At 72.0% G+C, this 23,161-nt stretch carries 22 protein-coding genes and 1 tRNA gene; 15 read left to right on the top strand and 8 right to left on the bottom strand.

Annotated elements, in window-relative coordinates:
* Nucleotides 1–39 precede the first annotated feature (39 nt).
* A complete protein-coding gene (locus RTA_RS10865; protein WP_013901449.1) occupies nt 40–1,005 on the bottom strand; it encodes a threo-3-hydroxy-L-aspartate ammonia-lyase in 966 nt (321 codons plus the stop codon).
* Nucleotides 1,002–2,504, bottom strand: a complete 1,503-nt coding sequence (locus RTA_RS10860) for a helicase HerA-like domain-containing protein (protein WP_013901448.1) — start codon at nt 2,502–2,504, stop codon at nt 1,002–1,004. The genes RTA_RS10865 and RTA_RS10860 overlap by 4 nt, the downstream gene beginning before the upstream one ends.
* Nucleotides 2,505–2,577: 73 nt before the next feature.
* On the opposite strand from RTA_RS10860, the gene RTA_RS10855 reads away from it, so the two are divergent.
* The 7 genes from RTA_RS10855 to RTA_RS10825 all read left to right on the top strand — a co-directional run bounded on the left by RTA_RS10855 (nt 2,578) and on the right by RTA_RS10825 (nt 8,008).
* Nucleotides 2,578–3,303, top strand: a complete 726-nt coding sequence (locus RTA_RS10855) for a YebC/PmpR family DNA-binding transcriptional regulator (RefSeq protein WP_013901447.1) — start codon at nt 2,578–2,580, stop codon at nt 3,301–3,303.
* Nucleotides 3,300–4,580, top strand: a complete 1,281-nt coding sequence (gene purD / locus RTA_RS10850) for a phosphoribosylamine--glycine ligase (protein ID WP_013901446.1) — start codon at nt 3,300–3,302, stop codon at nt 4,578–4,580. The genes RTA_RS10855 and purD overlap by 4 nt, the downstream gene beginning before the upstream one ends.
* On the top strand, nt 4,577–5,497 hold the full coding sequence (gene hemF, locus RTA_RS10845) for an oxygen-dependent coproporphyrinogen oxidase (RefSeq protein ID WP_013901445.1): 921 nt from the start codon (nt 4,577–4,579) through the stop codon (nt 5,495–5,497). Before purD ends, hemF begins: the two co-directional genes overlap by 4 nt.
* 58 nt (nt 5,498–5,555) lie before the next feature.
* A complete protein-coding gene (gene nadD, locus RTA_RS10840; protein ID WP_013901444.1) occupies nt 5,556–6,167 on the top strand; it encodes a nicotinate-nucleotide adenylyltransferase in 612 nt (203 codons plus the stop codon).
* Nucleotides 6,167–6,850, top strand: coding sequence for a ribosome silencing factor (gene rsfS, locus RTA_RS10835; protein ID WP_013901443.1), 684 nt, complete (start codon nt 6,167–6,169; stop codon nt 6,848–6,850). The genes nadD and rsfS overlap by 1 nt, the downstream gene beginning before the upstream one ends.
* On the top strand, nt 6,847–7,314 hold the full coding sequence (gene rlmH, locus RTA_RS10830) for a 23S rRNA (pseudouridine(1915)-N(3))-methyltransferase RlmH (RefSeq protein WP_041675355.1): 468 nt from the start codon (nt 6,847–6,849) through the stop codon (nt 7,312–7,314). Before rsfS ends, rlmH begins: the two co-directional genes overlap by 4 nt.
* Nucleotides 7,315–7,405: 91 nt before the next feature.
* Nucleotides 7,406–8,008 carry a Maf family protein gene (locus tag RTA_RS10825; RefSeq protein WP_143763064.1) on the top strand — a complete coding sequence of 201 codons (603 nt, stop codon included), beginning with the start codon at nt 7,406–7,408 and terminating at the stop codon, nt 8,006–8,008.
* Here the strand turns inward: RTA_RS10825 and RTA_RS19770 are convergent.
* Nucleotides 7,998–9,419, bottom strand: a complete 1,422-nt coding sequence (locus RTA_RS19770) for a PAS domain-containing protein (protein WP_013901440.1) — start codon at nt 9,417–9,419, stop codon at nt 7,998–8,000. The two genes, RTA_RS10825 and RTA_RS19770, sit on opposite strands and share 11 nt — an antisense overlap.
* A gap of 145 nt (nt 9,420–9,564) precedes the next feature.
* Here RTA_RS19770 and rng point away from each other — a divergent pair, with 145 nt between their 5' ends.
* Nucleotides 9,565–11,046, top strand: a complete 1,482-nt coding sequence (gene rng, locus RTA_RS10815) for a ribonuclease G (RefSeq protein WP_013901439.1) — start codon at nt 9,565–9,567, stop codon at nt 11,044–11,046.
* Between the two features lie 6 nt (nt 11,047–11,052).
* On the opposite strand, the gene RTA_RS10810 is transcribed toward rng, so the two are convergent.
* The 3 genes from RTA_RS10810 to galE are packed head-to-tail and all read right to left on the bottom strand — an operon-like array spanning nt 11,053 to nt 15,043.
* A complete protein-coding gene (locus RTA_RS10810) occupies nt 11,053–12,321 on the bottom strand; it encodes an O-antigen ligase family protein (RefSeq protein WP_013901438.1) in 1,269 nt (422 codons plus the stop codon).
* Entirely contained in the window at nt 12,318–14,045 is a 1,728-nt protein-coding gene (gene msbA / locus RTA_RS10805) for a lipid A export permease/ATP-binding protein MsbA (protein ID WP_013901437.1), read from the bottom strand. The genes RTA_RS10810 and msbA overlap by 4 nt, the downstream gene beginning before the upstream one ends.
* On the bottom strand, nt 14,042–15,043 hold the full coding sequence (gene galE / locus RTA_RS10800; protein WP_041675351.1) for a UDP-glucose 4-epimerase GalE: 1,002 nt from the start codon (nt 15,041–15,043) through the stop codon (nt 14,042–14,044). The genes msbA and galE overlap by 4 nt, the downstream gene beginning before the upstream one ends.
* Before the next feature lie 80 nt (nt 15,044–15,123).
* On the opposite strand from galE, the gene RTA_RS10795 reads away from it, so the two are divergent.
* The 7 genes from RTA_RS10795 to RTA_RS10765 all read left to right on the top strand — a co-directional run bounded on the left by RTA_RS10795 (nt 15,124) and on the right by RTA_RS10765 (nt 20,310).
* Complete coding sequence (locus RTA_RS10795; RefSeq protein WP_013901435.1) at nt 15,124–15,891, top strand: glycosyltransferase family 2 protein; 768 nt, start codon at nt 15,124–15,126, stop codon at nt 15,889–15,891.
* Nucleotides 15,888–16,754 (top strand): glycosyltransferase family 2 protein, encoded by an 867-nt coding sequence (locus RTA_RS10790; RefSeq protein ID WP_013901434.1) that lies wholly within the window; start codon nt 15,888–15,890, stop codon nt 16,752–16,754. Before RTA_RS10795 ends, RTA_RS10790 begins: the two co-directional genes overlap by 4 nt.
* Entirely contained in the window at nt 16,751–18,037 is a 1,287-nt protein-coding gene (gene tolB, locus RTA_RS10785; protein ID WP_013901433.1) for a Tol-Pal system beta propeller repeat protein TolB, read from the top strand. The genes RTA_RS10790 and tolB overlap by 4 nt, the downstream gene beginning before the upstream one ends.
* 27 nt (nt 18,038–18,064) lie before the next feature.
* On the top strand, nt 18,065–18,604 hold the full coding sequence (pal, locus tag RTA_RS10780; protein ID WP_013901432.1) for a peptidoglycan-associated lipoprotein Pal: 540 nt from the start codon (nt 18,065–18,067) through the stop codon (nt 18,602–18,604).
* On the top strand, nt 18,604–19,386 hold the full coding sequence (gene ybgF, locus RTA_RS10775) for a tol-pal system protein YbgF (protein WP_013901431.1): 783 nt from the start codon (nt 18,604–18,606) through the stop codon (nt 19,384–19,386). The genes pal and ybgF overlap by 1 nt, the downstream gene beginning before the upstream one ends.
* 16 nt (nt 19,387–19,402) lie before the next feature.
* Entirely contained in the window at nt 19,403–20,197 is a 795-nt protein-coding gene (locus tag RTA_RS10770; RefSeq protein ID WP_013901430.1) for a tRNA threonylcarbamoyladenosine dehydratase, read from the top strand.
* Between the two features lie 37 nt (nt 20,198–20,234).
* Nucleotides 20,235–20,310, top strand: a tRNA-Lys gene (locus tag RTA_RS10765).
* A gap of 61 nt (nt 20,311–20,371) precedes the next feature.
* Here the strand turns inward: RTA_RS10765 and RTA_RS10760 are convergent.
* Together RTA_RS10760 and prmB are read right to left on the bottom strand one after the other, a co-directional pair.
* Nucleotides 20,372–22,300, bottom strand: a complete 1,929-nt coding sequence (locus RTA_RS10760) for an ABC-F family ATP-binding cassette domain-containing protein (RefSeq protein WP_013901429.1) — start codon at nt 22,298–22,300, stop codon at nt 20,372–20,374.
* The gene (gene prmB / locus RTA_RS10755) at nt 22,297–23,160 is read right to left on the bottom strand and encodes a 50S ribosomal protein L3 N(5)-glutamine methyltransferase (protein WP_041675349.1); all 864 of its coding nucleotides are present in this window, start codon (nt 23,158–23,160) and stop codon (nt 22,297–22,299) included. Before prmB ends, RTA_RS10760 begins: the two co-directional genes overlap by 4 nt.
* Nucleotide 23,161 lies beyond the last annotated feature (1 nt).

Below are 23,161 nucleotides of genomic sequence, written 5' to 3'. Positions count from 1 at the left end.
CGGACCCTCCAGAAAAACAATGTACAGCAAGGCGCAGGCCTAGGACCCCGCCAGCTGCGCGAAACGCGCCAGGTCGACGTTGCCGCCGCTGATCAGCACGCCGACGCGGGCGTCTTGGAGGTCCAGGCCGCAGGCCAGGGCGCCCGCCAGCGACAGGCAGCCCGTGGGCTCGACCAGCATCTTCATGCGGGAGGCGTAGAAACGCATGGCGTCCACCAGCTGCGCGTCGCTGGCCGTGAAGATGTCGTCAACGTTGTGGCGGATCAGCGGGAAGGTCAGCTGGCCCAGGTGCTGGGTCTGGGCGCCGTCGGCGATGGTGCGCGGCACCTCGATGTGCACCAGCTCGCCGCTGCGGAACGACCGCTGGCCGTCGTTGCCCGCCTCCGGCTCCACGCCGTAGACCTTGCAGCGCGGGGACATCGCCCGGGCGGCCAGCGCGCAGCCGCCGAGCAGGCCGCCGCCCCCGAGGCAGACGAACAGGTGGTCCAGCTCGCCCACCTCCTGGAACAGCTCCAGCGCCGCCGTGCCCTGGCCGGCGATCACGTCGGCATGGTCGTAGGGCGGCACCAGGGTCATGCCGCGCTCCTCGGCCAGGCGCCGGGCCAGGGCTTCCCGGTCCTCCTTGAAGCGGTCGAAGGTGATCACCTCGGCGCCGTAGCCGCGGGTGGCGGCCAGCTTGGCCGCCGGCGCGTCCTGCGGCATCAGGATGGTGGCCGGCATGCCCAGCAGGCGCGCCGCCAGCGCCACGGCCTGCGCATGGTTGCCCGAGGAGAAGGCGAGGGCGCCGCGCTGCCTCTGTTGCGGCGTGAACCGGGCCAGGGCGTTGTAGCCGCCGCGGAACTTGAACGCGCCCATGCGCTGGAAGTTCTCGCACTTGAAGAAGAACCGGGCGCCGCCGCCCAGGGCGTCGGCCGTGCCCGAGCGCAGCACTGGCGTGCGGTGGGCCTGGCCGGCCAGCCGGGCGGCCGCGGCCTGCACGTCCTCGAAGGTGGGCAGCGCGCTCATCGCCGCCGGCTCCCGCCCAGCAGGCCGCCCAGCACGCCGCGCATGATCTCGCGGCCGACGCTGCTGCCGATGGTGCGCACGGCCGACTTGGCCATCATCTCGGCCAGGCCCTCGCGCCGGCCGCCGCGCGGCCCGGTGGAGCCCATGACCAGGTCGCCCAGGCCGCCCAGCAGGCCGCCGCCGCCCGGCGCGCCCGCCGGCGAGCCGGCCGCCGCCTGGGCCTGCGCGGCGCGGCTCTTCAGCTTCTCGTAGGCCGACTCGCGGTCCACCGCCTTCTCGTACACGCCGGCCACCAGGGAGCCGTCCAGCAGGGCCTGGCGCTGCGCGGCCGTGATCGGGCCGATCTGGCTGCCCGGCGGCAGCACGTAGGCGCGCTCGGTCTCGCTGGGGCGGCCCTTGGCGTCCAGGAAGCTGACCAGCGCCTCGCCCACCGCCAGCTCGGTGATGGCAGCCTCGATGTCCAGGCCCTTCTTCGGACGCATGGTCTGCGCCGTGGCCTTCACCGCCTTCTGGTCGCGCGGGGTGAAGGCGCGCAGCGCGTGCTGCACCCGGTTGCCCAGCTGGGCCAGCACGCTGTCCGGGATGTCCAGCGGGTTCTGCGTTACGAAATACACGCCCACGCCCTTGGAGCGCACCAGGCGCACCACCAGCTCGATGCGCTCGACCAGCACCTTGGGCGCCTCGTTGAACAGCAGGTGGGCCTCGTCGAAGAAGAACACCAGCTTGGGCTGGTCCAGGTCGCCGACCTCGGGCAGGGTCTCGAACAGCTCGGACAGCATCCACAGCAGGAAGGTGGCGTACAGGCGCGGCGAGTTCAGCAGCCTGTCGGCGGCCAGGATGTTGACCACCCCCTGGCCGTCCACCACCTGCATGAAGTCGGCGATGTCGAGCATGGGCTCGCCGAAGAAGCGGTCGCCGCCCTGGGCCTCGATCTGCAGCAGCCCGCGCTGGATCGCGCCCACGCTGGCGGCGCTGATGTTGCCGTATTCGGTGGTGAACTCGCGCGCGTTCTCGCCGACGAAGGCCAGCATGGCCCGCAGATCCTTCAGGTCCAGCAGCAGCAGGCCCTGGGCGTCGGCGATCTTGAAGACGATCTGCAGCACGCCGGCCTGGGTCTCGTTCAGGCCGAGCATCCGGCTCAGCAGCAGCGGGCCCATGTCGGACACGGTGGCCCGCACCGGGTGGCCCTGCTCGCCGAACACGTCCCACAGCGTGGTGGGGCAGCCGGCCGGCTCGGGGGTGGGCAGGCCCCGCTCGGCGATGGCCTGCGCCAGCTTGGGCGAGGGCGCGCCGGGCTGGCTGATGCCGGTGAGGTCGCCCTTGACGTCGGCCATGAACACCGGCACGCCGATGCGGCTGAAGTGCTGCGCCAGTGTCTGCAGGCTCACGGTCTTGCCGGTGCCGGTGGCCCCGGTGATCAGCCCGTGGCGGTTGGCGAGCGGGGGCAGCAGGAAGCACTCGGCCTCCCGGTTCTTGGCGATCAGCAGCGGTTCGGCCATGGTGCGAAACGTAGAATAAGGATCAACAGCGCATGAGCGTAACGCACACCAGAGCAGGCAAGGAAGCAATCACGTGGCCGGACACAGCAAATGGGCGAACATCCAGCACCGCAAGGGGCGCCAGGATGAGAAGCGAGGCAAGATCTGGACCCGGGTCATCCGCGAGATCATGGTGGCGGCGCGCCAGGGCGGCGGCGACCTCAACGCCAACCCGCGCCTGCGGCTGGCCGTGGACAAGGCCAAGGCCGCCAACATGCCGGCCGACACCATCAAGCGCAACATCGACAAGGCCACCGGCAACCTCGAAGGCGTCAACTACGAGGAGATCCGCTACGAGGGCTACGGCATCGGCGGGGCGGCCATCATCGTGGACACCATGACCGACAACAAGGTGCGCACCGTGGCCGAGGTGCGCCACGTGTTCAGCAAGTACGGCGGCAACCTGGGCACCGAGGGCTCGGTGGCCTTCCAATTCAGGCACGTGGGCCAGCTGGTGCTGGCGCCCGGCCAGAGCGAGGACAGGGTGATGGAGGTGGCGCTGGAAGCCGGCGCCGACGACGTGGTGGCCGACGAGGACGGCGCGATCGAGGTCCTCACCGTGCCCTCCGGGTTCGAGGCGGTGAAGAACGCCCTGGAGGCCGCCGGCCTCCAGCCCGAGGTGGCCGAGGTCACCATGCGGCCGGAAAACACCATCGAGCTGTCCGGCGACGACGCGGCGCGCATGCAGAAGCTGCTGGACATGCTGGAGGACCTGGACGACGTGCAGGACGTGTTCCACAACGCCGCGTTGCCTTCATGAAAGTCCTGGTCGTCGGCGGCGGCGGTCGCGAGCACGCGCTGGCCTGGAAGCTGGCCCAGTCGCCCAAGGTGCAGGCGGTCTACGTGGCGCCGGGCAACGGCGGCACCGCCATGGACCCGCGGCTGGAGAACGTGCCCATCACCGACCACGCCGCGCTGCGGCACTGGGCGATCGACCAGAAGATCGCGCTGACCGTGGTCGGCCCCGAGGCGCCGCTGGCCGCCGGCCTGGTGGACGAGTTCCAGGCGGCGGGGCTGCGCGTGTTCGGGCCGAGCAAGGCCGCCGCCCAGCTGGAGAGCTCCAAGGCCTTCTCCAAGGCCTTCATGCAGCGCCACGGCATCCCGACCGCGGCCTACCAGGCCTTCTCCGACCCGGCCCAGGCCCATGCCTACGTGGACCGGCAGGGCGCGCCCATCGTCGTCAAGGCCGACGGCCTGGCGGCGGGCAAGGGCGTGGTGGTGGCCATGACCGCGGCCGAGGCCCACGAGGCGATCGACTTCATGCTGCTGGACGGCAAGCTGGGCGTGAGCCACAACGACGGCGGCGCGCGGGTGGTGATCGAGGAGTTCCTGCAGGGCGAGGAGGCCAGCTTCATCGTGCTGTGCGACGGCCGCAACGTGGTGCCGCTGGCCACCAGCCAGGACCACAAGCGCCTGTTGGACGGCGACCAGGGGCCCAACACCGGCGGCATGGGCGCGTACTCGCCGGCGCCGGTGGTCACGCCCGCGGTGCACGCCCGCGCCATGCGCGAGGTGATCCTGCCCACGGTGCGCGGCATGGACAAGGACGGCGTGCCCTACACCGGTTTCCTCTATGCCGGCCTGATGATCGACAGGCAGGGCCGCATCAAGACGCTGGAATTCAACTGCCGCATGGGCGATCCGGAAACCCAGCCCATCATGATGCGGCTCAAGTCCGACCTGTTCGACGTGCTGATGGCCGCCACCGGCCCGGGCCTGGGCGGCATCGAGCTGCAATGGGACCGCCGCACCGCGCTGGGCGTGGTGATGGCCGCGGGCGGCTACCCGCTGAGCCCGCGCAAGGGCGACGTGGTCAGCGGCCTGCCGCGCCCCACGCCCGACGCCATGGTGTTCCATGCCGGCACCGCGAAACAGGGCGACGCCGTCGTCACCACGGGCGGGCGCGTGCTGTGCGTGACCACCCTGGCCGAGACGGTGAAGGCGGCGCAGCAGCGCGCCTACGAGGTGGTGCGCGGCATCGGCTTCGCCGGCGCCCAGTGGCGCCGCGACATCGGCCATCGCGCCACGCGCGGATGAGCGGCACTCCCGCGGTCGCCTCGGTCCGGGACTACCTGCTGGGCCTGCAGTCGCGCATCACCGACGCCTGCACCGCGGTCGACGGCACGCCCTTCCTGTCCGATGCCTGGACCAAGCCGGCCGGCGAGCCGCTGCAGGGCAGCGGCATCACCCGGATCCTGGAAGGCGGGCCGGTGTTCGAGCGCGCCGGCTGCGGCTTCTCGCACGTGACCGGCCCGCGGCTGCCGCCCTCGGCGACGCAGCACCGGCCCGAGCTGTCCGGCGCGCCGTTCGAGGCCATGGGCGTGTCGCTGGTGTTCCACCCGCGCAACCCGTACGCGCCCACGGTGCACATGAACGTGCGCATGCTGGCCGCCACCCCGGCCGATGGTGCGCCGGTGTTCTGGTTCGGCGGCGGCATGGACCTGACGCCCTGTTACGGCTTCGAGGAGGACGCGCGCCACTTCCACCGCGCCTGCAGGGACGCGCTGGCGCCGTTCGGCCAGGACAAGTACCCGCGCTTCAAGCACTGGTGCGACGAGTACTTCCGCCTGAAGCACCGCGGCGAGCAGCGCGGCATCGGCGGCGTGTTCTTCGACGACTTCTCCGAGCTGGGCTTCGAGGGCGGCTTTGGCATGCTGCGCGCGGTGGGCGACGCCTTCCTGGGCGCCTACCTGCCCATCCTGCAGCGGCGCAAGGAACTGCCCCACGGCGAGCGCGAGCGCGCGTTCCAGCTATACCGGCGCGGGCGCTATGTCGAGTTCAACCTGGTGTGGGACCGCGGCACGCACTTCGGCCTGCAGTCGGGCGGGCGCACCGAGTCCATCCTGCTGTCCATGCCGCCGCTGGCGAGCTGGGCCTACCAGAACCAGCCCGAGGCCGGATCCGCCGAGGAGGCGCTGTACCGCGAGTTCCTGGTGCCGCGGGAGTGGGCATGAGCCGCACGGCCGCTCCGAAGGCTCATGGCACCGCAGCCCGTAGGGCGGAGGTTTCCTGATGAACCGCCCGGCCATCGGCCGCGTGGGCATGTTCGGCGGCGCCTTCGACCCGCCGCACCGGGCGCACGTCGGGCTGGCCGCCGCGGCCGTGGGGCAGCTGCAGCTGGACCAGTTGCGCATCTTCCCCACCGGGCAGGCCTGGCACAAGGCGCGCGCACTCAGCGCGGGCGAGCACCGGCTGGCGATGGCGCAGGAGGCCTTCGCCGACGTGCCGCGCGCGGTGGTCGACGGCCGCGAGCTGGCGCGCAGCGGGCCGACCTACACCGTGGAGACGCTGCGCGAGCTGCGCGCCGAGTTCCCCGGCGCCGAGCTCATGCTGGTGATAGGCGCCGACCAGGCCGAGGCCCTGCACGGCTGGCGCGACAGCGACCAGATCATCCGGCTGGCCACCATCTGCATCGCGGCCCGTGCCCGGCCGGAGCCGGCCGCCGCACCGTTCGATCCGCAGAAGCTGCCCGGCGTGCGCTGGCGTCCGGTGGAGCTGCCGCCCATGCCGGTGAGCGCGACCGGCATCCGCGCGCGCGTCGCCGCCGGACAGGACATTGCCGAGCTGGTTCCCCCCGGCGTCGCACGTTATATTGACCGACACCATCTTTACCGCAAGACCTGATGACCCAAGACACCGCCGTCAAGAAAGACACCCAACGCCTGCAGCGCGCCATCGTCGATGGGCTGGAGGACGTCAAGGCGCAGGACATCCAGGTCTTCAACACCGAGCATCTGTCGCCGCTGTTCGAGCGGGTCATCGTGGCCTCGGGCACCTCCAACCGGCAGACCAAGGCCCTGGCCGCCAGCGTGCGCGACGCGGTGCGCGATGCGGGCTTTCCCAAGCCGCGCGTGGAAGGCGAGGAGAACGGCGAGTGGATCATCGTGGACTGCGGCCCGGCCGTCGCCCACATCATGCAGCCGGCCATCCGCACCTACTACCATCTGGAAGAGATCTGGGGCGACAAGCCGATCCGCCTGAAGTTCGGCGCGCCCAAGCCGCCAGCGGAACGTGCCGCGCCGGCGAAGGCCACGGGCAAGACGCCGGCCCGCAAGGCGGCCAACGAGCCCTCGCTGCGGCGCAGCAGCGCCGCCAAGAAGGCCATCCGGGCCGCCGACGCGGCGGAGAAGGCGGCCAAGGCCCCGGCGAAGAAGCGCGCGCCGGCCAGGTCGCCGGCCGCCAAGGCCTCCGCAAGGAAGGCAGCGGCGCCGGCCGCCCCGCCCGCCCGGAAGGCGCCGGCCAAGAAGGCCCCGGCCAAGACCGCCGCCAAGGGCGCGGCCAAGAAGGCGCCCGCCCGCAAGGGATGAAGCTGCTCGTGGTGGCCGTGGGCCAGCGCGTGCCCGACTGGGCACAGGCGGCCTGGGACGACTACGCCAAGCGCTTCCCGCCCGAGCTGCGGCTGGAGCTCAAGGCCGTGAAGACCGAGCCGCGCGGCTCCAAGTCGCTGGACACCCTGCTGGCCGCCGAACGCGAGCGCATAGCGGCCGCCATCCCGCGCGGCGCCCGCGTCGTGGCCCTGGACGAGCGCGGCACCTCCCTGACCACGGTGGCGCTGGCCGCCCAGCTCAGGGCCTGGCAGCTGGGCGGGGAGGACGTGGCCCTGGTGATCGGCGGCCCGGACGGCCTGCAGCCGGCGTTCCGCGAGGCGGCCCACGAGCGCATCCGCCTGTCGGACCTTACCTTGCCCCATGCCATGGTGCGGGTGCTGCTGGTCGAGCAGCTGTACCGCGCGTGGTCGATCAACGCCGGCCATCCCTACCACCGCGAGTGATGTCAGCCCCCACGCTTGTCACTTCGTGTACTGCGCTGCCCCCCGAGGGGGCTGAGTCGCCTTGGGGCGGCCCGGCGGCGACTCGGCCATGATTTCGACCTTCATCTACCTGGCTTCGCAGAGCCCGCGCCGGCGCCAGCTGCTGGAGCAGCTGGGCGTGCGCCACGAACTGCTGCTGCCGGACGAGGACGAGGACAGCGAGGCGCTGGAGGAGGTCAAGCCCGGCGAAGCGCCGGCGGCCTACGTTCGTCGTGTCACCGGCCTGAAGCTGGACGCCGCCCTGGCGCGGCTGCGGCGCCGCCAGCTCCCGCCCGCGCCGGTGCTGTGCTCGGACACCACCGTGGCCCTGGGCCGGGCGATCTACGGCAAGCCGGCGGATGCGAAGGAGGCGGCGCGCATGCTGCGCGAGCTGGCAGGCCGGACCCACCGCGTGCTGACCGCGGTGGCGGTCCAGTCCGGCCGCAAGCGGGTGGAGGCGCTGAGCGACTCGCGCGTCAGCTTCGCGGCCCTGAGCCCGGCGCGGATCCGCGCCTACGTCGACAGCGGCGAGCCCATGGGCAAGGCCGGCGCCTACGCCGTGCAGGGGCGGGCGGCGGCGCACATCATGCGCATCAGCGGGTCCTACACGGGGATCATGGGGCTGCCGCTGCACGAGACGGCGACCCTACTGGAAGCGGTCGGGATCAGGCCGTAGGCTCCCGGCTGCGCATCACCACCTCTGCGTCGGCCGGCTTCTCCGGCGCCGCCGCGACCTCCAGCGCCTCCGCCACCAGGCCCACGAGCTCCTGCCGGCCATTGAACACCGGCCGCACGGAGAAGCGGAAGCTGCGCCTGCCGTCCGGCAGGTCAACGGTCAAGGTGGCGCGCACCGTGCGCCCCTGGCGGGCCGTTTCCACCGCTTCGCGCACGCGCTGTGGCATCCCGGGCGTGGCGCTGAACCAGGGCGTCTCCCAGAACGGGCGATCCACCACCTCGTGCAGGCTGCAGCGGATCGCCGCCAGCGACGCGGGGTTGCTGTCGCGCAGCGTGCCGTCCGGGTCCATGAAGCCCTGGAAGATGAGGTCGGTGGCGAAGGCGGCACGCAGCCGGTCGGCGACCGCGCCCTGGGACTGCAGCGCGCGGGTCTGGTCGAAGGTGCGGCGCCTCACCTCGGCCTCCAGCGTGTCGTTGAACCGGCGAAGCGCCTGCTGCGTCCGCTGCTCGGCCTCGTTCAGCGAGGCCAGCCGCGCGCGCTCCTCCCCGAGCTGCCAGTTCGACAGCCGCAGCGCCGCCTCCGCGCGCGCCCGCTCGGTGACGTCCGTGACCAGCACCAGGATGCCCTCGACCTCGCCGCGCGCATCCCGCATGGGCTGGTACATGAAGTCGACGGTGCGGTCCTCGATGGGCCCGCCTTCCAGGCGCTGCAGCTTCACGGAAGCACCGGCGCCCAGGTAAGTCTCGCCACTGCGGTAGACCCGGTCAAGCAGGGCGATGAAACCCTGCTCCACCATCTCCGGCAGGGCGTCCCGGACCTTTTGGCCAGTCACGTTCCGGCGCCCGATCAGCCGCAGGTAGGCGTCATTGGTGAACTCGTACACGTGACCCGGCCCGCGCAGCAGCGCCACCGGCACGGGTGCCTGCCGGAACATCTCGCGCCAGCGGGCGAGCTCCGCCTCGCGCTGGCGGCGCGCGACCACCACCTCGGTGATCTCGTGGCCCTGGTTGAAGATGCCGCCCACGGCGTGGTCGGCGTGGCGGATCGGCGTGATGCTGTAGTTCCACCAGGTCTCGCGCGGCGCGCCGCCGCGGACCATGGGCAGCATCTGCTCGTACAGCGCCAGACCCTGGCCGGCGTCGAACACCTGCCGGAACTGCGGCTCGACGATGTGCCAGATGTCGGCCCAGCCCTCCCGCGCCGGCTTACCCAGGATCCAGGGATGCTTCTCCGCCGGAATCACGGACCAGGCGTCGTTGTAGAGGACGTGCATCTCCGGCCCCCAGTAGATCGCCGTGGGGAAGCTGGAATTGAGGCACAGCGTGAGCGCCATGCGCAGCGCGTCCGGCCACTGCTGCGGCGGGCCCAGCGGATGCGAGGCCCAGTCGAAGGCCCGGATCCGCTCGCCCATGGCGCCGCCTCCCTGGAGAAAGGCCGGAGGCTGTGTCGGGGTGCTCATGTGGGGGGTGCCAGTGGGCACGGGGAGGCATTTCGCATGCGAGAAGTCAGTCTAGCAGCGCCTTCACGGCGCAGGGGCTGAGGTATCCTGTGGCCGCATGCAGCAGGACATCCTGATCAACTGGTCGCCGCAGGAGACGCGGGTGGCCGTCGTCGAGAACGGCGCGGTCCAGGAGCTGCACGTGGAGCGCACGCTCGAGCGCGGCCGGGTGGGCAATGTGTACCTGGGCAAGGTGGCCCGCGTGCTGCCGGGCATGCAGTCGGCCTTCATCGACATCGGCCTGGAGCGCGCGGCCTTCCTGCACGTGGCGGACCTGCATGCCAACGGCGGCGCACCCGGCGAGCCGGTGCGCCAGGGCCAGCCGCTGGTGCCCATCGAGAAACAGGTGTTCGAGGGCCAGGCGCTGATGGTCCAGGTGATCAAGGACCCGATAGGCACCAAGGGCGCTCGCCTGTCCACCCAGATCAGCATCGCCGGGCGCCTGCTGGTGTTCCTGCCGCAGGACGACCACGTGGGCGTGTCGCAGAAGATTCCGTCGCAGCAGCGCGAGGCGCTGCGCGCCCGGCTGCAGGCGCTGGTGGGGGAGGCGTCCAGCGGCGGCGGGGGCGGCTTCATCCTGCGCACGAACGGAGAGGAGGCTTCGGACGGCGAACTCGCCGAGGACATCGCCTACCTGCGCAAGACCTGGGCGCGCATCCGGCAGGCCGCGGTCACCCTGCCGCCGCCCTCGCTGCTGCACCAGGACCTGAGCCTGCTGGAGCGCGTGCTGCGCGACCTGGTGACCGACGAGACCCAGACCATCCGCATCGATTCGCGCGAGCAGTTCGGCCTGCTGCAGTCTTTCGGCCGCGAGTTCATGCCGCAGGCGGTCGAGCGGCTGCAGCTGTACAAGGGCGAGCGGCCCATCTTCGACCTGTTCTCCATCGACGAGGAGATCGCCAAGGCCCTGGGCCGGCGCGTGGAGCTCAAGTCCGGCGGCTACCTGATCGTCGACCAGACCGAGGCGCTGACCACGGTGGACGTGAACACCGGCGGCTTCGTCGGCGCGCGCAACTTCGACGACACCATCTTCAAGACCAACCTGGAGGCGGCGCACGCCATCGCCCGGCAGCTGCGGCTGCGCAACCTGGGCGGCATCATCATCGTCGACTTCATCGACATGCAGCGCGAGGACCACCGCGAGGCGGTGCTGGCGGAGTTCCGCAAGCAGCTGGCGCGCGACCGGGTCAAGACCATGGCCGGCGGCTTCTCGCAGCTGGGCCTGGTCGAGATGACGCGCAAGCGCACGCGCGAGTCGCTGGCCCACATGCTGTGCGAGCCGTGCCCGTCGTGCCAGGGGTCAGGGCAGGTGAAGACCGCGCGCAGCGTGTGCTACGACATCCTGCGCGAGATCCTGCGCGAGGCGCGCCAGTTCAACCCGCGCGAGTACCGGGTGGTGGCCTCGCCCAGGGTGGTCGAGCTGTTCCTGGACGAGGAGAGCCAGCACCTGGCCGGCCTGTCGGACTTCATCGGCAAGCCGATCTCGCTGCAGAGCGAGAGCGCCATGGGCCAGGAGCAGTACGACATCGTGCTGCTCTGAAGCCGCTCAGGCCGCGCGCTTGCCGCCGCCGGCCACGGCGGGCGCAGCGGCTTCCTGGCGTCCGGACCGGGCCAGTGCCCACGCGAGCAGCGCCACGTACAGATGGCCCTCGGCGAAGTCCCGCAGCAGCGAGTTGAACAGGCAGCCGGTGGCGAAGGCCAGGCTCATGGCGATCAGCAGGCGATCGGGTCGGCCGGCGGTGCGCCGCAGCGCGGTCAGCCCCAGCCAGGCCAGGAACAGGGCGAGGGCGAGCACACCGCCGCCCACCAGCTGCATCAGGAACTCGTTGTGCGGGTTGTTCACCTGCGCCCAGGGATAGGGGGCGGCCGGCCGGCCCAGAGCGGCGTCCCGCGCGCGGGCCGAGGCGGAATGGAAATCGCCGTAGCGCGCGAAGCCTGCGCCCGTCGCGTAGTGGCCGCGGGCGACTTCCAGGGCGGCATGCAGCAGTTCCATCCGGATGCCGGTGGAGGTGAGTTCGCCGTTGGGGGCGCCCCGCGCGACCGCCAGCGTCTCCCCCAGGCGCGACTGGACCGCCGTGGAGCTCAGCGCCAGCAGCGCGGCGGCGGTGGGCAGCGCCACCAGGGCCGCCCAGCGCAGGCGCGGCGGGCTGTGCCACCAGGCCGCGCACGCCACCAGCACCAGCAGCACCACGTGCCCGGTGCGGCCGTCGATGGCGAACAGCACCGTGGCCGCCAGGAACAGCGCGCCGGCCCGCAGCAGCGCGCGGACGCGGCCGGTGTAGCGGCGCGACTGGTCGAGCAGGAGGAAGGCGCACAGCGCCAGGCCGAAGCCGGCGGAGATGCGGCGCGAGCTCAGGTCCTCGGCCAGGGGCTGCCAGGCCAGGCCCAGCCAGTGCACGGCGGCATAGCCGACCGCCCCCAGGGCCAGCCCGAAGAAGAACCACTGCGGCCGCGACACGAGCCGGAACAGGCCCAGCAGCACCGCCGCCATCAGGAGTTCGTGGTAGTGGTTCACCAGGCGGCCCGAGCTCGCGGTGAAGCCGGAGACGACCCAGGTGTGCAGCGCGATGTAGGCCAGCAGCGCCAGGCCGACCGCGATCACCGGGTCGCGCCAGGGGGCGCTGCGCCACAAGGCCGGCGCTGCGGGCAGCAGCAGCAGCAGCAGGGCCAGCATGGCCAGCGCCACCGCCGGCGGCGAGAAGGGCAGCACGAAGCCGAACACGGCCAGGGTGCCGGCCAGCAGCCGGTCCAGCGGCGCGGCCAGCCGCGGGGCCGGCGGCAGCGCCGGCTCGCGCAGCGCCTTCAAGACCGTCATGCCGCGCCCTGCTGCAGCGCCCGCAGCCGGGCGTACAGGCCGCCCTGCGCCATCAGCTCGGCATGGCTGCCGCTTTCGGCCAGCCGGCCCTGCTCGAGCACGACAACGCGGTCGGCATGCTCGATGGTGGACAGGCGGTGGGCGATGATCAGCGTGGTGCGGCCGGCCATCAGGCGCTGCAGCGCCTCCTGCACCAGGCGCTCGGAGGCCGCGTCCAGCGCCGAGGTGGCCTCGTCCAGGATCAGGATAGGCGCGTCCTTGTACAGCGCGCGCGCGATGGCCAGGCGCTGGCGCTGGCCGCCGGACAGCTCGGCCGCGTTGTGGCCGGTCACGGTCTCCAGGCCCTGCGGCAGCGAAGCGACCAGGGCCCGCAGGTTGGCCGCGTCGACGCAGCGCTCCACCCGCTCGCGGTCGGGCGGATCCTCCAGCGCGATGTTGGCCGCCAGGGTGTCGTTGAACATCACCACGTCCTGGCTGACCAGGGCGAACTGGGCCCGCAGGGCATCCAGGCGCCATTGCGCCAGGTCGACGCCGTCCAGCTGCACCTGGCCGCCGTCGGGCACGACGAAGCGCGGCAGCAGGTTGGCCAGGGTGGTCTTGCCGGAGCCCGACGGGCCGACCAGCGCGACGACCTGGCCGGGCTCGATGTCCAGGCTTAGATGGTCCAGCGCCGGCGCTCCCTCATCGCGGTAGCGCACGCTGACCGAGCGCAGGCTGATGCGCCCCTGGGCCCGGCCCGGTGCGTGGCTGCCGCCGGATTCGGCCGGCGTCTTCTCGACCAGGTCGATGGCCCGCTGCACCGCCGCCAGGCCGCGCGAGATCGGGTTGGCCGCCTCGGACAGGCGCTTGCTCGGCGCGATCAGCATCAGCATGGCCGTGATGAAGGAAGCGAAGGTGCCCACGGTGATGCCGTCGCGGGTCTGCCACAGCGCGATGCAGATCACCACCGACAGCGCCGCCGCCGCCAGCATGTGCGTCAGCGGCGTGATGGCGGCCGAGGCCGCCACCGACTTGAGCGCCAGCCGGCGCAGCGCCGCGCTCAGGCCGGCGAAGCGCGCGGCCTGCGCCGCCTGGGCCCCGTGCAGCCGCACCACGCGCGCGGCCAGCACGTTCTCCTCGACCACGTAGGCCAGGTCGTTGGTGGCGGTCTGGGTGCTGCGCGCGATGCGGTAGAGCCGGCGCGACAGCGTGCGCATGATCCAGCCCACGCCCGGCACGATGGCGAAGACGACGAGCGTGAGCTGCCAGTTCAGCAGCAGCAGGTACACCAGCAGCGCCAGCAGCGCCAGGCTGTCCTTGAGCAGCCCCATGACGGAGTTGACCAGCAGGGTGACGCCGTTCTGCACCTCGAACACCACGGTGTTGGACAGCGAGGTCGCGTTCTCGGTGCCGAACAGCGACAGCCGCGCGTCGAGCAGCCGGCCGAACAGGGCCTCGCGCAGCGCGAGCAGCCCGTCCTGGGTGATGCGCGCCACCGCCAGGTCGGCCAGGTAGCCGGCCGTGCCGCGCACCGCGAACAGCAGCAGCAGGGCGGCGGGCACCATCCACAGCTCCAGGCCGCCGGGCTTGAAGCCCCGGTCCAGCAGGGGCTTGAGCAGGGCCGGCACCAGCGGCTCGGTGGCCGAGGACACCAGGGTCGCCAGCGCCGCGACGATCCAGAGGCGGCGCGAACCGCCGAAGTACGGCAGCAGCCACCGCACCGCGGCGAGGTCGATCCGGGTCACGGGTGGCGGGCGGCCTGGTGGAGCCGGCGCTCCCACTGCCAGGCGTGGGCGATGATGGTCTCGATGTCGCCGTACTGCGGCGACCAGCCCAGCTCGGCGCGGGCGCGCGCGGCGTCGGCCACCAGCACCGGCGGGTCGCCGGCGCGCGGCGGGTCGTCGCGCATGGGGATGGGATGGCCGGTGACGCGCCGCGCCGCCTCGATCACCTCGTTGACCGAATGGCCCAGCCCGTTGCCCAGGTTGTAGGTGGTGGTGGCCGCGCCGGCCTCGAGCCTGCGCAGCGCCAGCAGGTGGGCCGCGCACAGGTCCTGCACGTGGATGTAGTCGCGGATGCAGGAGCCGTCCGGGGTGGCGTGCTGGGAACCGTAGCGCGCGATGTGCGGGCGCCGCCCCGAGGCCACCTGCAGGATCAGCGGGATCAGGTGCGTCTCGGGCTCGTGCCGCTCGCCCAGGCTGCCGTCCGGGTGCGCGCCCGCGGCGTTGAAGTAGCGCAGCGTGATCGAGCGCAGGCCGTGCGCGGCGGAGTAATCCTCCAGCGCGTACTCCACGGCCAGCTTGCTGTGGCCGTAGGGGTTGATCGGTCGCGTGGGGTGGTCCTCGGGGATGGGCACCTCGACCGGGTTGCCGTACACGGCGGCGGTGGACGAGAAGATGAACTGCGTGACGCCGTGCTCCAGCATGGTGTCCAGCAGGTTCAGCGTCTGCACCAGGTTGTTGCGCCAGTACTTGCCGGGCTTTTGCACCGACTCGCCTACCAGGCTGGAGGCGGCGAAGTGCATCACGCACTGCGGCTCGAACTCCTTGAGCACGGCCGCGACGAAGGCCTTGTCGCCGATTTCGCCGACCTTGAGCTCGGCGCTGGCAGCCGCCTCGGCATGGCCGGTGGCGAGGTTGTCGATGATGATGGGGCGCCAACCGCTTTCGCGCAGCATGCGCACCATGTGGGAGCCGATGTAGCCGGTGCCTCCGGCAACGACGACCGCGGGCGCTTTGTTCATGAGTCGGGGTGTGATAATCAGGCGTTTGTCGAGTCGCGGATTATGCCGTGGCATGCTCCGCTCGACGGCTTGCACGAGCTATGAATCGCCTGTCCATCATCATCGTCGCCAAGAACGAAGCCATCCACATCACCGAGTGCGTGCGTTCCGCGCAGTTCGCGGACGAGGTTGTGGTGCTCGACTCCGGCAGCACCGACGACACGGTCGAGCTCGCCCGCTCGCTGGGCGCGCGCGTGGTGGTCACGCCCGACTGGCCGGGCTTCGGGCCGCAGAAGAACCGCGCGCTGGACCTGGCCCAGGGCGACTGGGTGTTCTCGCTCGATGCCGACGAGCGCATCACGCCCGACCTGGCCGCGCAGATCCGCCAGGCGATGCGGTCGGCCGCGCATGCGGCCTACAGCGTCAACCGCCGCTCCAGCTACTGCGGTCAGTACATGGCCCATTCCGGCTGGTACCCCGACCGCATCGTGCGGCTGTGGCGCAGGGGCCAGGCGCGCTTCTCGGACGACCTGGTGCACGAGCGCCTGCTGGTGGACGGCAGCGTGGGCCGGCTGGGCGGGGAGCTGCTGCACGAGAGCATGCGCGACTTCGAGTCGGTGCTGGCCAAGGTGGACCGGTACTCCACCGCCGCCGCGCGCGCGCTGCAGCGGCGCGGCGTCAAGGGCTCGTTCGCCAAGGCGCTGGGCCACGGCCTGTGGGCCTTCGTGCGGACCTATCTGCTGCGGCGCGGCTTCCTGGACGGCCGGCTCGGCCTGGCGCTGGCCATCTCCAATGCCGAGGGCACCTACTACCGCTACCTCAAGCTGTGGCTGCTGCAGCGCGCTGCCGCCCGGACCACCGGCCCATGAGGACGGCCTTCGTCGTCCTCACCTACAACCGCTCGGACGCGCTGCTGGCGGTGCTGCGCGGCCTGGCGCCCCAGTGCGCGCCCGACGACCAGGTGGTGGTCGCCGACGACGGGTCGCGGCCCGAGCACGTGCACGCGCTGCGCGCGGGGCTGCCGCGCTTCCCCTGCCCGGTGCGGCACGTGTGGCATCCGGACGTCGGCTTCACCGCGGCGCGCGCGCGCAACCTGGGTGCCCTGCACGCGCCGGCGGACTACCTGGTGTTCATGGACGGCGACTGCGTGCCCAACCCGCGCTTCGTGGCGCAGCACCGCCGGCTGGCCGAGCCAGGCGCCTTCGTCAACGGCAGCCGCGTGCTGCTGAGCGAGCGGTTGAGCCGCCGCGTGCTCGCCGGCGAAATCGACCCGGGGCGGCTGCCGCCGGCGCAGTGGCTGCGGCTGCGCCTGGCCGGCGACGTCAACAAGCTGGCCCACCTGGTGCGCTGGACCGGGGCACCGGGCCGGCGCGAGCCGCGGTTCCGCTGGCGCGGCATCCGCAGCTGCAACTTCGGCCTGTGGCGCGGTGACCTGGAGGCGGTCAACGGCTTCGACGAGAGCTTCAGCGGCTGGGGTCACGAGGATGCCGACCTGGTGCTGCGGCTGCACAACCAGGGGCTGGCGCGCAAGAATGGCTTCCTGTCCACCGAGGTGTTCCACCTGTGGCACCGCGAGAACAGCCGGGCGGGCGAAGCCGCCAACCGGGCGCGGGTGCTGGAGCGCCAAAGCAGCGGCCTGCGCCGCGCGGCCATCGGCCTGGCCGAGGCCGGGAACCAACCCGGGGTGGCCGTGACCGAACTGAACCATCGTCAAGGAGAAACTGGAGCATGAATTCGCTGGGTCAATTCCGCCGCCGCCACGTGGTCGGCCTGCTCGGTGCGGGCGCGCTGCCCGCGGCATTCGCACAGTTCCGGGTGGAGGTGACGGGTGTGGGCCTGACGCAGCTGCCCATCGCCGTCGCGCCGTTCCGCGGCGACGCGGAGGCGCCGCAGAAGATCGCGGCCATCGTCCAGGCCGATCTGGAGCGCAGCGGCCGCTTCCGCGGCGTCGATGCCGCGGGCGCCGGGCTGCTGGACGAGGCCAGCCGGCCCGACGTGGCGCCCTGGCGCCAGCGCGGCGCCGACGCGCTGGTGGCCGGCCGGGTCGGCCGCCTGAGCGACGGCCGCTGGGACGTGCGCTTCCGCCTGTGGGACGTGGTGCGCGGCCAAGACCTGGGCGGCCAGAGCTACGCGGTCAACGCGGGCGACCTGCGGCTGGCCGCCCATCGCGTGGCCGACTTCATCTACGAGAAGCTCACCGGCGAGCGGGGCGTGTTCTCCACCCGCATCGCCTACGTGACCAAGGCGGGCAACCGCTACAACCTGTGGGTGGCCGACGCGGACGGCGAGAACGCGCAGTCGGCGCTGGCCAGCCCCGAGCCCATCATCTCGCCGGCCTGGTCGAGCAACGGCGCCCAGCTGGCCTACGTGTCCTTCGAGTCGCGCAAGCCGGTGGTCTACGTGCACGAGGTGGCCAGCGGCCGGCGCCGCCTGCTGGCCAACTTCCGCGGCTCCAACAGCGCGCCCGCCTGGTCGCCCGACGGCCGCACGCTGGCCGTGACCCTCAGCCGCGAGGGCGGCTCGCAGCTGTACACCATCGACGCCGGCGGCGGCGAGCCGCGCCGCCTGACGCAGTCGGCGGGCATCGACACCGAGCCGCTGTTCACGCCGGACGGGCGCAGCATCTACTTCGTCAGCGACCGCGGCGGCGCGCCGCAGGTCTATCGCATGCCCGCCACAGGCGGCAACCCTGAACGGGTGACCTTTACCGGGAGTTACAACATTTCCCCGGCACTCAGCCCGGACGGCAGATGGCTGGCCTACATTTCGCGCATTGGAGGGGCCTTCAAGCTGCAGGTCATGGAGCTGGCCGGCGGCGCGCCCGTGTCGGTGACCGACACCACGGCCGACGAGAGTCCGAGTTTCGCGCCCAACGGCCGCCTGATCGTCTACGCGACCCGGCAGGGCGGGCGCGAGGCGCTCATGACCACCACGCTGGACGGCAAGATCAAGGCACGGCTGGCCGGGCAGGGGGGCGACATCCGCGAGCCGGACTGGGGTCCTTTCCAGCGATAAAACATTTTCCTAGGAGGTATAGCAAAGATGAACGTGAAGCGTGTTTTCGTGGCCGTGGGCCTGGTGGCGGCGTTGGCCGGTTGCGGCTCCAGCGTCAAGCTCAATGACACCCCGGTGGAGGACCGCAATGCCGCCGGCACGGCGCCTGGCGGCGGCGGGGCCGGCAGCGGCGGCGCCCAGACCGGCGTCGCGCCGGTGACGGCCGATCCCGCCGTCAACCTGCAGCCCGGGCCGCGGGACGCCGGCCGCGTCGTCTACTTCGACTACGACAGCTACGTCATCAAGCCCGAGTTCCAGTCGCTGATCGAGGCGCACGCGCGCTACCTGCGCGCCAACAACGGCCGGCGTGTCGCCGTCGAGGGCCACACCGACGAGCGGGGCGGCCGCGAGTACAACCTGGCGCTGGGCCAGCGCCGTTCCGAGGCGGTGCGCCGGGCGCTCACCCTGCTGGGCGTGCCGGACAGCCAGATCGAGGCCGTGAGCTTCGGCAAGGAGAAGCCGGCCGAGAGCGGCAGCGACGAGTCCGCCTTCTCCAAGAATCGGCGCGCCGAGATCGCGTACCGCTGATGGCGGCCGCACGCTTCCTGCTGGCCGCGGTGGCGGTGGCGGCCTCGCTGGCCGCGGCGCCCGCGCGGGCCCAGCTGTTCGGTGGGGACGACGAGGCACGGCGCGCCATCATCGAGCTGCGCCAGCGCCTGGACAGCCAGCGCGTGCAGATGGAGCGGCAGATCGAGGACCTGCGCCGCGCGACCGAGGAAAACGGCCAGCTGCGCCGCAGCCTGCTGGACCTGCAGACGCAGATCGAGGCGCTGCGCGGCGAGCTGGCGCGCCAGCGCGGCCAGGACGAGCAGATCGCGCGCGACGTCGCCGAGCTGCAGCGCCTGCAGAAAGACATGGTGCAGGGCGTGGAAGACCGGCTGCGCAAGGTCGAGCCGGCCAAGGTCACGCTGGACGGCCGCGAGTTCAGCGCCGATGCGACCGAGCAGCGCGAGTTCGACGCGGCCCTGGCTGTGTTCCGCCGGGGCGAGTTTCCCGCCGCGCAGGTGGCCTTCACGCAGTTCCTGCAGCGCTACCCGCAAAGCGGCTACCGGCCGTCGGCGCTGTTCTGGCTGGGCAATGCGCAGTACGCCAACCGCGACTACCGCGGCGCCATCGGCAACTTCCGCAGCCTGCTGGCGCAGGCGCCCGACCATGCGCGCGCGCCCGAGGCGGTGCTGTCCATCGCCAACTGCCAGATCGAGCTGAAGGACAGCGCCGGGGCGCGTCGCACGCTGGACGAGCTGGTCAAGGCCTACCCGCAGTCCGAGGCGGCGGCCGCGGCGCGCGAGCGGCTGGCCCGGCTGCGCTGAGTTCGCGGCGGCGCCCATGCACGCGCCCGCGCTCGACCTGGCGGCCGACCTGCAGCGCCGCTTCGGCGGGCTGGAGCGGTTGTACGGCGTCGCCGGCGCGGCGGCCATCCGCCGCGCGCACGTGGCCGTGGTGGGCATAGGCGGCGTGGGCTCCTGGACCGCCGAGGCGCTGGCGCGCAGCGGCGTCGCCGAGCTCACGCTGGTCGACCTGGACCATGTGGCCGAGTCCAACATCAACCGCCAGGTCCATGCGCTGGAGTCCACGCTGGGCCAGGCCAAGGTGCAGGCCATGCGCGAGCGCATCGCGCAGATCCATCCCGGCTGCACGGTGCACGGCATCGAGGAGTTCGCCGAGCCCGGCAACTGGCCGGGGCTGCTGGCACCCGGCGTGCAGGCGGTCATCGACTGCTGCGACGACGTGAAGGCCAAGGCGGCGATGGCCGCCTGGGCCCTGCGCGCGCGCCTGCCGTTCGTGAGCGTGGGGGCAGCGGGCGGCAAGCGCCTGGCGCACCGCGTGGACATCGACGACCTGTCGCGCACCACGCACGACCCGCTGCTGGCGCAGCTGCGCTACCGGCTGCGCAAGTTCCATGGCGCGCCGCGCGAGGGCCAGGCCATCGGCATCGCCTGCGTCTTCAGCCGCGAGGCCGTGGCGCCGCCGGACCCCTCCTGCGCCATCGAAGGCGACGGTTCCCTCAACTGCCACGGCTACGGTTCGGTGGTCAGCGTGACCGCCACCTTCGGCCTGTGCGCCGCCGGTTTCGTGCTCGATCGGCTGGCTGCGAAAACACAAGCCCGACAGACGCTATAATCGCGGGCTTTGCTGCGGTGGAAATCATCACCGCCGTGGGACGTTAGCTCAGTTGGTAGAGCAGCGGACTTTTAATCCGTTGGTCACAAGTTCGAATCTTGTACGTCCTACCAGGATCGCGTTGAAAGGCCTGTCCGCCTCCGGTGGACGGGCCTTTTTCCTGGGGGCCCGGCCTCAGGCGGCCGCTTCCAGCGCCTCGATCTCGCCCGACAGCGCGAGCCAGCGCTCCTCCAGCGCCGCCATCTCCTCGCCCAGGGCCTTGAGGCGGCGGCCGGCTTCGGCGATCTCGGCCGGCGGCAGGCCCTGGGCCAGGCGCGCCTGCGCTGCGTCTCTGGCAGCGTCGACGCGGGCCATGTCCTTTTCCACCTGCTCCAGCTCGCGCTTGAGCGGCCGGGCGCGGGCCGCCCGCTGGGCCGGGCTTGCCGCCGGGGAGGGCGGCGGGGCGGCGGCCGTCGTGGTCGTTGCCGCCTGCGCGCGCGCCAGTTCGCGCAGCCGCTTGGCTTCCTCCAGCAGGTAGCGCTGGTAGTCGTCCAGGTCGCCGTCGAAGGGCTTCACCTCGCCGCGGCCCACCAGCCAGAACTCGTCGCACACCGCCCGCAGCAAGGCCCGGTCGTGGCTGACCAGCAGCACCGTGCCCTCGAACTCGTTGAGCGCGACCGAGAGCGCCTCGCGCGTGGCCAGGTCCAGGTGGTTGGTGGGCTCGTCCAGCAGCAGCAGGTTGGGCCGCTGCCAGACGATCAGCGCCAGCACCAGCCGCGCCTTCTCGCCGCCGCTCATGGTGCCCACGGTCTGGGCCGCCATCTCGCCGGAGAAATTGAAGCTGCCCAGGAAGTTGCGCAGCTCCTGCTCGCGCGCCGGCGGGCCCACGTCGCGCGCCAGGCGCACCATGTGCTCCAGCGCGTTGTCCTGCGGCCGCAGCACGTCCAGCTCCTGCTGGGCGAAGTAGCCGATGTTCAGGCCCTTGCCCCCGGTCAGCGTGCCGGCCAGCGGCGCGATCTCGCGCGCGATGGTCTTGACCAGGGTGGACTTGCCCTGGCCGTTGGCGCCCAGGATGCCGATGCGCTGGCCGGCCAGCACCGAGCGGTTGACGCCGCGCAGGATGGTCTTGTCGCCATAGCCGAAGGCCGCGTCGCTGATGGCCAGCATGGGGTTGGGCAGGTTGGCCGGCTCCTTGAACTCGAAGCTGAAGTCCGCCTCGGCCAGCACCGGCGCGATCTTCTCCATGCGCTCCAGCGCCTTGACCCGGCTCTGCGCCTGCTTGGCCTTGCTGGCCTTGGCCTTGAATCGGTCGATGAACTTCTGCAGGTGGGCGATCTTGTCCTGCTGCTTGGAGAAGGCGGACTGCTGCAGCTCCAGCTGCTGGGCGCGCAGCGTCTCGAAGGCGCTGTAGTTGCCGCCGTAGCGCACCAGCTTCTGCTGCTCGATGTGCAGAGTGACGTCGGTCACCGCGTCCAGGAACTCGCGGTCGTGGCTGATCACGATCAGCGTGCCCGCGTACTTCTGCAGCCAGGCCTCCAGCCAGACCAAGGCGTCCAGGTCCAGGTGGTTGGTGGGCTCGTCCAGCAGCAGCAGGTCCGACGGCGCCATCAGCGCGCGCGCCAGCTGCAGCCGCATGCGCCAGCCGCCCGAGAAGCTGTTCACCGGCTGGTCCAGCTCGTGGGTCTTGAAGCCCAGGCCCAGGATCAGGGTCTGGGCGCGCGGGACCGCGTCGTGCTCGCCGGCGTCGGCCAGGTCGGCATGGGCCTGGCCGATGCGCATGCCGATCTCGGGGTCCTCCGGGTTCGCGTCCCCCTCGGCCTCGGCCTGCGCCAGCGCGGCGCGCAGCGCCATCAGGCGGGTGTCGCCGGCCAGCACGAAGTCGGTGGCCGGCTCGCCGGTCTCGGGCATGTGCTGCGCCACCTGGGCCAGCTGCCAGTGGGCGGGCCGCGAGAATTCGCCCGCGTCCTCGTGCAGGCTGCCGTTGAACAGGGCGAACAGGGTGGACTTGCCGGCGCCGTTGCGCCCGACCAGGCCGACCTTCTCGCCGGGGTTGAGAGTGGCCGAGACCTTGTCCAGCAGCACCTTGGCGCCGCGGCGCAGCGTGACCTCGCGCAGGGTGATCATGCGGGCAGCGCCTCCCGCGTCAGCAGCAGCACCTGGTCCTCGCCGGCGCTGGTCTCCAGCCAGACCGCTTCCAGGGACGGGAAGGCCGCTTCGAAGTTCGCGCGCTCGTTGCCGATCTCCAGCACCAGCACGGCGCCTTCGGCCATGCGCCCGGGCGCCTCGCGCAGCAGGCGGCGGATGAAGTCCATGCCGTCGGGACCGCCGGCCAGGGCCAGCGCAGGCTCGGCCCGGTACTCGGCGGGCAGCGCCGCCATGCCGGCGGCGTTGACGTAGGGCGGGTTGCACAGGACCAGGTCGTAGGGGCCGTGCACCGCGGCCAGGCCGTCGGACTGCAGCAAGCGGATCCGGCCCTGCAGGCCGTGCCGGTCGACGTTGATGCGCGCGACTTCCAGCGCCTCGGGCAAGAGGTCGGCCGCATCCACCTTCACGTCGGGCCAGGCCATCGCCGCCAGCACCGCCAGGCTGCCGTTGCCGGTGCACAGGTCCAGCACCTGCCTCGTGTGCTCGCCCAGCCAGGGATCGACGGTGCCGTCGGCCAGCAGCTCGGCGATGAAGGAGCGCGGCACGATGGCGCGCTCGTCCACGTAGAAGGGCACGCCCTGCAGCCAGGCTTCGTGGGTGAGGTAGGCGGCCGGCTTGCGGCTGGCGATGCGCTGCTCCAGCAGCGTGGCCACCTGCGCCCGCTCGGCCGGGTTGACCGCCCGTTGGGCCACCGCATCCAGCTCGCCGAGGGGCAGGCCGAGCTTCCACAGCACCAGCCAGGCGGCCTCGTCGAAGGCATTGGCCGTGCCGTGGCCGAAGGCGACGCCCGCATCCGCCAGGCGCCGCGCCCCGGCCTCGATCAGCTCCAGCACGGTCATG

The organism is Ramlibacter tataouinensis TTB310 (assembly GCF_000215705.1).
GTDB lineage: Bacteria > Pseudomonadota > Gammaproteobacteria > Burkholderiales > Burkholderiaceae_C > Ramlibacter > Ramlibacter tataouinensis.
Note: the sequence above shows the minus strand (reverse complement) of the source record. Positions and strands in the feature narration are given on the sequence as shown.